Below are 12,829 nucleotides of genomic sequence, written 5' to 3' on the forward strand. Positions count from 1 at the left end.
AAGTCAAAATACGAGGAGTGAATGAATGGACGAGTTGCTGGAAAGGGACATTTCTTGTCCTTACTGTGGTGAGGTTATTAGCGTGATGGTAGAAGTGCTAGAGGAAGAGCAGGAATATATAGAAGACTGTCAGGTTTGTTGTCGCCCAATAGTTTTTCATGTGGGTATCGGGTTTGATGGTTTGCCGATTGTGTCTGTGCATACAGAAAACGAGACTTTTTAGTCTCGTTGATTAAATGTAAAAAAGCGTCGCGGATTAAAGTTTTTCGATTTGATAACCGCTGGCGGCTAATTTGGCCAAGAGTCCATCTGGACCGGCAAGGTGCATGGTACCCACCATAATAAATTCAGTACCGTTGTCGTTGAGCATGGTTTTAATTTGCGGCAACCAATGATTATTTCGTTCTACCAAAAGCGTTTGGTAAATCTCTGGATAGTCTTCTTTGAAGTCGGTAATGGTGGCTTCTGCCATGGCGTCCATATTGCCATCGCGCCAAATCTTTCGTAGCTCATTAACCGTACTAGGCATGTCTTTTATGTCTTGCAGAGAATAGTCGATCATCTCACTTTCATCACCAGCGCCTAAGCTTTCTAATGCATTGATTTGATCTTGCGGGGCTTCTAACCAAGCTTGGTTTTTATCGTCCATAACGGCTTTGGCTGAATAAAATTGATCTACGCCTTCACTGGTAAAGCCTAGAGATTGTAGTTCTATCATGCTGAGTGTCATGGCGATAAGGCTGGGCTTCAATGCCTCCATTTTATCCATGGGGATATGGCGCTCTTCCAGAAACCGAGCCAGTGCCTGATAAGTGTCTGGCTTTAGTACTTGATCAATAGTGGTGCCGTCGGAGTAGGACAGCTGATTGACCAGTTTTTGCTGAAATTCACGGGAGTTAAGTGCTTGAATGTCCGTTTCGAATACCACTTTATCTGAGGCGCGATAGGCCTCATCGTACGCTTGTGGAAGAGGGTAGTCTTCTGGCGCTAAAATGTGAATGGTACCACCAAGATACAAGATGTGAGTGCCAGACATGACTTTCCAAACCGACGCTGCTTGAGTTTGAAACGCCGCGGCTGCAAACAATGTTAAACCACATTTTTTAATAAATGACATGTTGTGTACTCGTAATAGTGGCATAAAGATAAGCAGCATAGCGTGAATTGAATGGCCGGAGCAATTTTCATCTAGTGCTTGCGAGGTGTTGCCTTATTGATAGGAATTGATCAAAAGAATGATATGATTTGTCCTTTTTCATAGCGCCTTTTTTGTGGTGCTTCGTTATATTAAGGTCTATTTACCCCACATGAATACTGATTTTGTTGCGATTGGATTAACAAACCCGAAAAGTACGTCTAATGTCGGTTCGGTGATGCGTGCGGCTGGCTGTTATCAGGTGGATCAAGTCTTGTATTCAGGGCAACGCTATGATCGTGCGGCTAAATTATCGACGGATACTAAAAAAGCCCATGCCTCGATCCCTTTAATTAATATTGAGTCGTTGGGTGCGAATGAATTGATTGATGCTGTGGATGCTGAGACAAAAATTGTCTGTGTGGATTTGATTCAAGGTGCAACACCACTGCCTGCCTTCGAGCACCCAGAAAAAGCCTTGTATGTGTTTGGACCTGAAGATGGCACTATCAGCCAAAAAGTCGTTGATCGTGCTGATTATGTGGTGTTTGTGCCAACGATAGGGTGCATGAACTTAGCGGCCTCGGTGAATGTTTTATTGTATGATCGCTTGGCGAAATCCGCTCGAGCAGTCGCCGATGATGAACTGATCAAACGCAGTAAAGATGTGAATAATAATGTCAAAGTGCGCACAACACGAGCGTAGTGCTTTGTTGTTTTTGTAGGAGTAAAAATGCGATATCAAGGTATTAAAGTCACCCTGATTACTGGTTTTTTAGGCGCGGGTAAAACCACCTTGATTCGTGATTTATTGGCTCAGGCGCCCCCTTATGAACGGTGGGCGGTGCTGGTTAATGAGTTTGGTGATATTGGTCTAGATGGGGCTTTACTTTCTGATACGGGTGTTGCCATCAAAGAAGTTCCAGGCGGTTGCGTTTGCTGTACGACGTCAGCGGCGTTTGCGCAGGGATTAAACCAATTGATACGGCAACAAAACCCAGATCGAATTATTATTGAGCCCTCTGGGTTGGGTCATCCTAAGCAAATTATTGACTCTTTAAAAGCGCGACAGTACCAAGATGTACTTTTGGTTACTGGTGTGTTTTGTGTGCTTGATGCGCGTAATTTGTCGGATAATCGTTATACACAGCATGTCACTTTTAACGATCAAATTGATTGCGCTGACACCATTGTTGCCAGCCATGTATCGTCATATCAACGGGCTGATATTGATAATTTAAAAGACTATTGTCAGTTACGTTTGATTGATTCTGAACGAGTTCTAATCACAGACCCTATGTCGTTATTAGGTGTGAATTTAGACCCTCATCTCCATCGAAATGTCTCGTCTTCAGAAGTAAATAATGTCGAGACGAAGTCTCATACTCATGAACACCACGAACACCACGAACACCACGAACACCACGAACACCACGAACACCACGAACACCACGAACAAGCAGATATTCTCACTGCACATTATTTAAAACAGCAAGATGGTATGAAAGTCATCGGATGGCAGTGGCAACGGGAATGTGTATTTGATGAGTCCTTATTGCGTGTCGGTTTAAATGCTCTGATTTCTCTGTGTGATATTTATCGAATGAAGGGGGTTTTTGTCTTAGATTCTGGGCAAGCGCTTTTTATAAATGGATCTCGTGGTGAATTGTCTGTGAAAGTGTCAGTTTGGCAGCAAGATAGTCGCTTTGAGGTGATCGGTCTTGATGATGAGCTTTGGGTGCGGAATGTGTTAGATTTTGTTTCTAAAATCGATTAATTCCTTCTAATATGCCGGTAAATCTTCTTTTAATGTCTTTGGTTTTTTATGCTTAATATTAAGCGGAAAATGCTAGTGATTAATTTTGTCATTAATCTTGGTGTCTTTTGTTATTGAGAGAAACTCGCTTATGGACGACTCTTTCAACCATAGAACTGGGTTTGTTTCATAAACCGAGGCAAGATAAAAACAAGAAGAGGTCAATAGGTTATGCCTGAGTATAAAGCACCCTTACGCGATATTAAATTTGTCACCGAAGAGCTGTTGGATATCCATAGTCATTATTCGACATTGCCTGGTGGAGAAGAAGCGACGCCAGATATGGTGTCTGCCATTCTAGAAGAAGGCGCCAAATTTTCAGAGCGAGTGCTGTCTCCTCTTAATAGAGTTGGAGATCAACAAGGTTGTCAGTTTAACGATGGTGTTGTTACGACACCTGATGGCTTTAAAGAAGCTTACAAACAGTATGTTGAAGGCGGCTGGCCTTCTTTGTCTCATCCTGAAGCGGTAGGTGGCCAAGGTCTTCCTGACTCTCTGGGTATGATGGTTACTGAAATGGTTGCGACAGCAAATTGGTCTTGGGGTATGTACCCAGGTTTGAGCCATGGTGCGATGAATACCATCGAGCAACATGGGACTGATGAACAAAAGCAAACGTATCTAACCAAGCTTGTCTCTGGTGAGTGGACTGGCACCATGTGCCTTACAGAATCTCATTGCGGTACGGATTTGGGTATGCTGAAAACCAAAGCCGAGCCACAAGCGGATGGCAGTTATTCATTAACTGGTACGAAGATTTTTATTTCTGCGGGTGAACATGATATGGCGGAAAATATCGTCCATATCGTATTGGCTCGACTTCCTGATGCGCCAGCAGGCACTAAAGGTATTTCTCTTTTCATCGTTCCAAAATTCAATGTAACAGAAGCCGGAGACATGGGTGATCGTAACCAAGTAGCTTGTGGTTCCATTGAACATAAAATGGGTATTCATGGTAATGCTACCTGTGTGATGAACTTCGACGGTGCTAAGGGTTTCCTAATCGGACAGCCAAACCGCGGCCTGAACTGTATGTTTACTTTTATGAATACGGCGCGTCTTGGTACAGCACTGCAAGGTCTTGCTCATTCTGAATGGGCATTGCAAAACTCAGTCGCTTACGCGAAAGATCGTTTACAAATGCGTTCTTTATCTGGTGCAAAAACGCCTGATAAAGCCGCCGATGCGATTATCGTTCATCCTGATGTACGTCGTATGCTACTGACACAAAAAGCCTTTGCTGAAGGCGGTCGTGCCATGATCCATTATTGTTCGTTATTGGTGGATAAAACCAAGCACGGTAATGATGATGAAAAAGCAGAAGCCGATGAATTAATGTCTCTCCTTACGCCAATCGCCAAAGCTTTCTTAACCGAAACAGGTTTTGAAGCAGCCAACCAAGGTCTTCAAGTGTTTGGTGGTCATGGTTATATTGCAGAATGGGGAATGGAACAAAACGTTCGAGATTGTCGTATTGCTATGTTGTATGAAGGTACGACTGGTATTCAAGCTTTGGACTTATTAGGCCGAAAAGTACTAATGACACAAGGAGCGACACTACGACGCTTTACTAAAATTATTCATAAATTCTGTAAAGAGAATAAAGGGGATAAACGCTTTAAATCGTACATTTCTGCTTTAGATAAAGTAAATGGCGAATGGGGTGACCTCACCATGAAAATTGGTATGAAGGCGATGCGTAATAAAGATGAAGTTGGTGCTGCATCTGTCGATTATCTGATGTTTTCAGGTTATGTTGTGTTGGCTTATTTCTGGGCACGCATGGCGGTTACCGCACAAACAAAACTGGATGAAGGTTCTGACGAGAAAGGTTTTTATACGGCGAAACTGCAAACAGCGACTTTCTATTATGAGCGTTTGTTGCCACGTACCCGAGCTCATGCAGAAGCGATGCTGTCAGGTGCAGGTAATTTACTAGCAATGGATGAAGATGATTTTCTTTTTCTGAATGCTTAAATTACTGATGATAAGTAACGAATAAATAAGAAAGGTGCTCACCGTCTTTTGGGTGGGCATCTTGAAATAGACAAGATTAGAATGAAAGGATGGATTTATGAGCGAAGCTAAAGCTGTTTTTGATGATATGGTAGCGCGTTTTGATGCAGATCAGGCAGATGGTCTGGACGCCGTTTTTCAATTTGATATGGAAGAAGGGGCTGGCTATCATCTGACCATTGATGATGGTACGTGCACGTTAGGCGAAGGTGATCATGACGATCCAACCGTTACACTGAATATGGATTTAGATACGTTAAAAAGTGTAATGTCTGGGGAATTAGATGGCATGGCTGCTTTTATGCAGGGTAAAATTCGTGCTGAAGGAGATATTATGTTGGCCACTAAATTGACGGAAATATTCCCTCAATAACAATATAAAATGAGCACTTCAAAATAGTCATAGCCCGAGTGTCGTTTTTGCGCTCGGGTGTTTTAGATGATGCTTAATTCTCCTAACAAAAAAAATAACTGGAGTAATCAATGCTGACGGACAATGTATCAACTACGTCTAATGAGTCTGGAGCAGAGTCTCTAGAGTCCAAGCAACCTGGAACCTACATTCCAGAGTCTCTTAATCCTAATCACTACACATCTGTAATGAATGTGTTAGATGCTTCATGTAAAAAATACACGGATAAGCCTGCTTTCACTAGTGTGGGTTGTACTATTTCTTACCGTGATTTGGCGAGCAAATCTGATCAGTTCGCTTCATATTTGCAAAATCATACAGACTTAAAGCCAGGTGATCGTATTGCTGTGCAATTACCCAACGTGGTTCAGTATCCCGTGGTGGTTTTTGGTGCAATAAAAGCCGGTATGATAGTGGTTAATACCAATCCACTTTACACCTCTCATGAACTTGAACATCAGTTTAACGATGCGGGTGCGAAAGCGCTTGTCGTGTTTGCCAATATGGCGAGCGAAGTCGAAAAAATCATTCATAAAACGTCTATCAAGCATCTTATCATTACGGAAATTGCAGATTTTCACAGCGCGCCAAAGCGTTTGTTGATTAATGGTATTGTTAAGTATGTAAAAAAATTAGTCCCAGCCTATCATTTGCCACAAGCTATTTCTTTGAATCAAGCCTTAGCAAAAGGGGCGAGTAAAGCGGCGATCCCTTTTAAGTCGACCCCTGTAGATATTGCTGTTTTACAATACACCGGTGGCACCACCGGAGTGGCGAAAGGGGCTATGTTGACGCATGCGAATTTGTTGTCAAATATGCATCAACTTAGTTTCAGATTGAGCGATGTTTTGGAAAAGGGCTCCGAGGTTTTTGTTGCCCCTTTACCTCTCTATCATATTTACGGTTTTTTAATTCATGGATTAACCATGATCGAGGCGGGAGGACATTCTGTTTTGATCCCAAATCCACGGGATATTCCAGGGTTTATTAAAGAATTGAAAAAGTGGAAGTTCACTGGTTTTGTTGGTTTGAATACGCTTTTTGTTGGTTTATGTAACAACCCTGAATTTTCCAAATTGGACTTTTCTGCTCTTAAAATAACGTGTTCCGGTGGTATGCCATTGACACACGCCGCAGCCAATCGTTGGAAAGACGTTACCGGCTGTACAGTTGTAGAGGGTTATGGTTTAACCGAGACATCTCCTGTTGTGTCGTTTAATCCATATGGAAAAGAGCGTATTGGAACGATTGGTTTGCCTGTAGCCGAAACAGATATCAAAATCCAAGACGAAGCAGGTAATGAATTGCCACAAGGAGAGTCTGGCATGTTGTGTGTTCGAGGCCCACAAGTCATGAAAGGCTATTGGCAGCGACCAGAAGCCACTGCAGAAGTCATGACACCGGACGGGTTTTTGATGACGGGTGATATTGCGATGCAGCATCCTGATGGCTATTTGCAGATTGTAGATCGTGCTAAAGATATGATTATTGTGTCTGGTTTTAATGTTTACCCAACGGAAGTGGAAGAGTGTTTATCTGGTCATCTAGATATTTTAGAGTCGGCTGCGATTGGCGTACCTGACGATAAAACCGGAGAGGCTGTAAAAGCCTTTATTGTATTGAAAGGAACACTAAATACTTTAGACATAAAAGAGCTTCGACTCTACTGCAAAGAAAATTTAGCCGCTTATAAAGTGCCAAAATACGTTGAAATTCGTCAAGAATTGCCGAAAACCAATGTGGGTAAAGTGTTGCGTCGAGCTTTACGAGATGAGCGAGCTTAATCAAAGGGGCAGATTATGTCGCAGTCAAATCGAAAGCTAATGCACCGGCGTCGAATAGAGTCAGATGCCTATTTGCGTGATGATGGGCTTTGGGATATCGAAGCTCACATGAAAGATTTGAAACCTTATGATGTTTATCGCGAATATGATGGGAGCCTAGTGCCAGAAGGTACTTCATTTCATGATATCAGCGTTAAGCTCACAGTAGATGATCGTTTTTTAATTCACGCCATTGAGGTGGAGATGGCCGCTTTTCCATTTCCATCTTGTAGTGGGGCAGTTCCGAGTTTCGAAAAAATAAAGGGGACGCGTATTGGACCAGGCTGGAGCCGTTGGCTAAAGAAAACATTTGAAGGTAATGTTGGTTGTACTCATGTCTTAGAGTTGCTTCCTGTTGCCGCGACAACCGCCTTCCAAGCCATGTGGCAGCCACTTGGGAAAAAGTATCCAGAGCAGGTGCCTGCAACACTACTAACCTTAGTGAATACTTGTCATGGTTGGTCAGAAGATGGCCCTATGGTACAAAAATTAGTTAAAGAGCAAATTATTCAACTGCCTGATAAGGAGTAAGTTGTGAGCGAATTTGTTAGAGAACATATTGAGTCTGGTATACAGGTATTATGTCTAAACCGATCGAATAAGAAGAATGCAGTCACCATCGATATGTATCAAACTTTATGTGATGCATTGCATAAAGCTGAGTTGGATGATTCGATTAAGGTGACTTTGATTCATGGGGAAGGTTTAAATTTTTCGTCTGGTAATGATATTAACGAATTTGTGCAAATAGCTCAGAATCCAGAGAAAATGTCATCCGTTATGGCTTTTTTACAAATACTCAGTAGCTATAAAAAACCTTTAGTTGCTGGTGTTGAAGGGCAAGCGATCGGCATTGGCGCTACTTTATTACTGCATTGCGATATGGTGTTGGCTGCTCGTAATAGTCGCTTCCAATTCCCTTTTGTGCAATTAGGCTTAGTACCAGAAGCGGCCTCAAGTCACTTATTACCTCTTCTCGTAGGGCACCAAAAAGCTTTTGAAAAACTCATTTTAGGAGAAGGTTTTTATGGGCAAGAAGCGCTAGATATAGGCATGGTTAATCATCTTTGTGAGCCTGGTGAAGCATTTGATTTGGCTTTGCTTTATGCCAACAAAATTGCGGCATTACCTGTAGAGGCGGTAACTTTAAGCAAAGACTTATTGAAGTATCGGGCCCAAGATGATGTACAAATGGCACTGATGCGTGAAGGCCGAATTTTTAAAGATAGATTGCGATCTCAAGAGGCTCGAGATGCTTTTATGGCTTTCTTATCACGAGGTAAAAGTTAGCATTTAATTGATGTCCTCACTGGAATTTTTTTTTAAAAGCCTTATCTATTTTGATAGGGCTTTTTTGTTTGGTTTGTCCCGTCCTTAAAGCTCTGTGTTGAAATTGCAATATTGTCTTTAAATGAATGCCTTATTCCTAACAAGACGTTAAGTCTGTTTAGCTTAAAGATTGTGTCAGTTATGTCGAAGAATTAACCATTTTTCTTTTTTGTGATTTTTTTTGTTAGTTAACTGAGGCTTTTTTGTTATTGATGAAAATCGCCTGCAAACTAGTATTAGGGTATTGGTAAACAAGTGACGTACCGCGTTTGTTCAGAAAGGTACGTAAACAGAATTAAACTGATGATTGGAATCAGTTGAACTTAAATGACAGAGCTTAATGAGAAACATGAGGAGCTTATGAAAATATTAGTATCCGTAAAACGGGTTATTGACTACAACGTTAAAGTCCGTGTCAAAGCTGATCATTCAGCCGTTGATCTTACCAATGTAAAAATGTCTATGAACCCTTTCTGTGAAATCGCAGTAGAAGAAGCGATTCGTCTAAAAGAGAAAGGTGTTGCTGATGAAGTCGTGGTGGTTTCTGTTGGCTCTAAATCTTGCCAAGAAACTTTGCGTACCGCATTAGCGTTAGGTGCAGATCGAGCGATTCAAGTAGAAGCAGAAGACGGTCTTGATTCTCTATCCGTGGCTAAGTTATTAGCGGCAGTAGCAAAAGAAGAAGCTGCAGATCTTATCATTCTTGGTAAGCAATCTATTGATTCAGATAATAATCAAACGGGTCAAATGGTAGCGGCTTTACTAGATTATCCACAAGCAACGTTTGCCTCTGAAGTGATTATTGAAAATGGCGAAGCGAAAGTGACTCGTGAAACAGATGGTGGCTTACAAACCTTGTGCGTGACATTACCAGCGGTTGTGACTACGGATCTACGTTTGAATGAACCACGCTTTGCCTCTTTACCAAACATCATGAAAGCAAAAAGAAAACCATTAGATGTGAAAACACTGAGTGATCTTGGTGTAGAAGTGGGTTGTAACGTGAGTGTTGTTTCTGTGACACCACCGCCAGAGCGAGCAGGTGGTATTAAAGTTGGTTCAGTTGCGGAACTGGTTGAAAAACTTAAAAACGAAGCGAAGGTGATCTCATGAGCGTTTTAGTTATAGCGGAACATGATAATAAGTCATTAAAGCCAGCGACGTTAAATACAGTGATGGCAGCCACACAAATTGATGCTGATGTACATGTATTAATAGCAGGCTTTGAATGTCAGACCGTGGTTGAACAAGCTGCAAAAGTAGCGGGTGTGACTAAGGTATTGATTGCAGATAATGAAGTGTATGAGCACCAGCTTGCTGAGAATATTTCTAAGCTGATCGTTGATGTGGCCGCTGAGTATAGCCATATTGCGGCGCCAGCAACCACTACAGGCAAAAACACCATGCCTCGCGTTGCTGCCTTGTTGAATGTTTCTCAGCTATCCGATGTGATTAAAGTTGAGTCACCTGATACGTTCGTTCGCCCTATTTACGCAGGTAATGCCATTGCTACCGTCAAAACCACGGATGCAGTGAAAGTATTAACGGTCCGTATTACTGGTTTCGATGCAGTAGCAGCAGAAGGTGGCAGCGCAGAACGCCAAGTGCTTTCACAGGTTATTTCAGCAGATAAAAGTCGTTTTGTGAGTGAGCAATTAGCTGAATCAGATCGACCAGAATTGACGTCAGCCAGTGTGATTATTTCTGGCGGCCGTGGTATGGGAAGTGGCGACAATTTCAAATTACTTGAAGGTGTAGCGGATAAGCTAGGGGCGGCAATTGGTGCTTCTCGAGCGGCGGTTGACGCAGGTTTTGTACCAAATGATTTGCAAGTCGGTCAAACCGGTAAAACCGTAGCACCGGATTTATATATTGCCGTAGGCATTTCTGGGGCTATCCAGCATTTGGCAGGAATGAAGGGATCAAAAGTCATTGTCGCAATTAATAAAGACGAAGACGCCCCTATTTTTCAAGTTGCCGACTATGGGTTGGTTGCAGATTTATTCGATGCTATCCCAGAGTTAGAAAGTAGTCTTTAAACTGTCAGCTCAACTGTGAAGAGCATGATTCTTAGTACTGGTTTGCAGTGGCTTTTTAAATGCCACTGCAATCACAATAAAAACAAATGGAGACCAGCATGATATTCGAAGGGCAAGCCGTAAAAGTCGCAATGGACGACACCGGTGTAGCAACAGTTACACTGGATTTGGTGGGCGAATCGGTCAATAAGTTTAACAGTTTGACGTTGAATGAATTGGCTGAAGCCATTTCTATTCTTAAACATACTGATGATTTACAAGGGGTTATCTTTGCCAGCGCAAAAAATGTTTTTGTGGTGGGGGCAGATATTACTGAGTTTACATCTTGGTTTAAACTGGAGAATGAAGAACTAACCGACAAGCTACGCCATGCGCATAGTATTTTTAATGACATATCAAACTTATGTTGCCCAACGGTAGCGGCCATTAATGGTATCGCTCTTGGTGGTGGAATGGAGCTTTGTTTGGCATGTGATTACCGTGTTATGGCGGAGACCGCTAAAATAGGTCTTCCTGAAACTCAGCTTGGTATTTATCCAGGTTGGGGCGGTACGGTACGCCTTCCTCGATTAATTGGTCCTGATAATGCTTGTGAATGGATCTGTAGTGGTGCGCAAAAACGCAGTGCCGATGCGTTAAAAGACGGTGCAGTTGATGCCGTCGTTCCAGCGGATAAAGTGCAAGAATCAGCTCGTCATTTAATGCAGCAAGTATTAGATGGAAAACTGAATTATCGCCAGCGTCGACAAGAATTACGCGCGCCAATGCAATTTTCACCAATCGAAAAAATGATGGTGTTTGAATCCGTTCGTGGTGTGGTGGGTGCGAAAGCAGGCAAACATTATCCTGCGCCAATGGCGGCCATTAAAACTATCGAAAAAGGCATTAGCCAAGAGATAGACAAGGCAATCGAAACAGAGATTAAAGGTTTTGTTAAGCTGGCAAAAGGTCCAGTGGCAGAATCCTTGGTTAACTTATTCTTGAGCGATCAAGCCATTAAGAAAAGTGCCAGTAAATACGCTAAAAACGCGACGCCAGTGAAACAAGCGGCGGTATTAGGTGCGGGTATTATGGGCGGCGGTGTGGCGTATCAATCAGCGTCGAAAGGCACGCCTATTATTATGAAAGATATTCGCCAAGAAGCCTTAGAGCTTGGCTTGAGCGAAGCGAATAAACTGCTGAACGGACAAATCGAACGTGGTCGTTTGACGCCGGCGAAAGCATTGAAAGCCATGAATGGCATTACGCCTGCCTTGAGTTACGGTGAATTCGGTCATGTAGACCTTATTGTTGAAGCGGTCGTAGAGAACGTCAATGTCAAAAAAGCCGTGTTAGCAGAAACGGAAAAACACATTTCAGAAGACGCTATTTTAGCATCTAACACCTCGACTATTTCGATTACTGAATTGGCAAAAGATCTAAAACGCCCAGAAAACTTCTGTGGTATGCACTTCTTTAACCCTGTGCATCGTATGCCTTTGGTTGAAGTTATTCGTGGTGAGAAATCCAGCGATGCAGCAATTGCCAAAACCGTTGCGTACGCACAAGCAATGGGTAAAACGCCAATCGTGGTCAATGATTGCCCTGGTTTCTTGGTCAACCGTGTATTATTCCCTTATTTTGCTGGCTTCTCTTTGATGATGAAAGAAGGCGCAGATTTCCAACTTGTGGATAAAACCATGGAGCGTTTTGGTTGGCCAATGGGTCCGGCTTACTTGTTGGATGTTGTGGGTGTTGATACGGCCTTTCATGCGGATCAAGTGATGGCAGAAGGCTTCCCAGATCGTATGAAGCATGACGGCGTGAATGCGGTAGATTGCTTGTTTAAGTTAGAGCGTTTTGGTCAGAAAAATGGCAAAGGCTTCTATGCTTACGAGCCAGATCGCAGAGGCAAACCGAAAAAAGTTTTTGATGCCGACATAGTGGATATCTTAGCACCAACAGTAGAGTCTCATTCTGAGTTATCAGAAGAAGATATTATTGCTCGTATGATGATTCCGTTGTGCATCGAAACAGCGCGTTGCTTGGAAGAAAACATAGTCGCGTCTGCGGCAGAAGCCGACATGGGATTGATCTACGGTATTGGTTTCCCTCCATACCTTGGCGGTGCATTGCACTACCTAGACCAAATGGGACTGCAGGCATTTTGTGAGCTTGCAGATAAATACAGCCAGTTAGGTAAGTTGTACGAGCCAACCGCGAGAATGCGTGAAATGGCGACCAACAACGAAACTTACTACGGCAATTAATTACCCTAGG

The 12,829-nt window shown here is 42.7% G+C and carries 12 protein-coding genes; 11 read left to right on the forward strand and 1 reads right to left on the reverse strand.

Features of this window, described 5'->3' with window-relative positions; genetic code table 11:
- Positions 1 to 25 precede the first annotated feature (25 nt).
- The gene (locus E0D70_RS01325) at positions 26 to 223 is read left to right on the forward strand and encodes a CPXCG motif-containing cysteine-rich protein (RefSeq protein ID WP_133010455.1); all 198 of its coding nucleotides are present in this window, start codon (positions 26 to 28) and stop codon (positions 221 to 223) included.
- A 33-nt stretch (positions 224 to 256) separates the two neighbouring features.
- Here the strand turns inward: E0D70_RS01325 and E0D70_RS01330 are convergent, their stop codons facing one another.
- Entirely contained in the window at positions 257 to 1,117 is an 861-nt protein-coding gene (locus E0D70_RS01330) for a TraB/GumN family protein (protein ID WP_133010456.1), read from the reverse strand.
- A gap of 190 nt (positions 1,118 to 1,307) precedes the next feature.
- Between E0D70_RS01330 and E0D70_RS01335 the strand changes: the two genes are divergently transcribed.
- The 10 genes from E0D70_RS01335 to fadB all read left to right on the forward strand — a co-directional run bounded on the left by E0D70_RS01335 (position 1,308) and on the right by fadB (position 12,819).
- Positions 1,308 to 1,841 carry an RNA methyltransferase gene (locus E0D70_RS01335; protein ID WP_133010457.1) on the forward strand — a complete coding sequence of 178 codons (534 nt, stop codon included), beginning with the start codon at positions 1,308 to 1,310 and terminating at the stop codon, positions 1,839 to 1,841.
- Between the two features lie 27 nt (positions 1,842 to 1,868).
- Positions 1,869 to 2,912 (forward strand): CobW family GTP-binding protein, encoded by a 1,044-nt coding sequence (locus tag E0D70_RS01340; protein WP_133010458.1) that lies wholly within the window; start codon positions 1,869 to 1,871, stop codon positions 2,910 to 2,912.
- Between the two features lie 210 nt (positions 2,913 to 3,122).
- Positions 3,123 to 4,928 (forward strand): acyl-CoA dehydrogenase C-terminal domain-containing protein, encoded by a 1,806-nt coding sequence (locus E0D70_RS01345; RefSeq protein WP_133010459.1) that lies wholly within the window; start codon positions 3,123 to 3,125, stop codon positions 4,926 to 4,928.
- A 97-nt stretch (positions 4,929 to 5,025) separates the two neighbouring features.
- Positions 5,026 to 5,340: an SCP2 sterol-binding domain-containing protein gene (locus E0D70_RS01350; RefSeq protein ID WP_133010460.1), complete on the forward strand. Its 315-nt coding sequence runs from the start codon at positions 5,026 to 5,028 to the stop codon at positions 5,338 to 5,340.
- 110 nt (positions 5,341 to 5,450) lie between these two features.
- Positions 5,451 to 7,163 (forward strand): AMP-binding protein, encoded by a 1,713-nt coding sequence (locus tag E0D70_RS01355; protein ID WP_133010461.1) that lies wholly within the window; start codon positions 5,451 to 5,453, stop codon positions 7,161 to 7,163.
- A 15-nt stretch (positions 7,164 to 7,178) separates the two neighbouring features.
- On the forward strand, positions 7,179 to 7,733 hold the full coding sequence (locus E0D70_RS01360) for a DUF2889 domain-containing protein (RefSeq protein ID WP_133010462.1): 555 nt from the start codon (positions 7,179 to 7,181) through the stop codon (positions 7,731 to 7,733).
- Positions 7,734 to 7,736: 3 nt separating this feature from the next.
- Positions 7,737 to 8,492, forward strand: coding sequence for an enoyl-CoA hydratase-related protein (locus E0D70_RS01365; RefSeq protein ID WP_133010463.1), 756 nt, complete (start codon positions 7,737 to 7,739; stop codon positions 8,490 to 8,492).
- A gap of 399 nt (positions 8,493 to 8,891) precedes the next feature.
- Positions 8,892 to 9,644: an electron transfer flavoprotein subunit beta/FixA family protein gene (locus E0D70_RS01370; protein ID WP_133010464.1), complete on the forward strand. Its 753-nt coding sequence runs from the start codon at positions 8,892 to 8,894 to the stop codon at positions 9,642 to 9,644.
- Positions 9,641 to 10,570, forward strand: coding sequence for an electron transfer flavoprotein subunit alpha/FixB family protein (locus tag E0D70_RS01375; RefSeq protein WP_133010465.1), 930 nt, complete (start codon positions 9,641 to 9,643; stop codon positions 10,568 to 10,570). Before E0D70_RS01370 ends, E0D70_RS01375 begins: the two co-directional genes overlap by 4 nt.
- 98 nt (positions 10,571 to 10,668) lie before the next feature.
- Positions 10,669 to 12,819, forward strand: coding sequence for a fatty acid oxidation complex subunit alpha FadB (fadB, locus tag E0D70_RS01380; protein WP_133010466.1), 2,151 nt, complete (start codon positions 10,669 to 10,671; stop codon positions 12,817 to 12,819).
- Positions 12,820 to 12,829 lie beyond the last annotated feature (10 nt).

This window comes from Marinomonas flavescens, assembly GCF_004352835.1.
GTDB classification, from domain to species: Bacteria; Pseudomonadota; Gammaproteobacteria; order Pseudomonadales; family Marinomonadaceae; genus Marinomonas; species Marinomonas flavescens.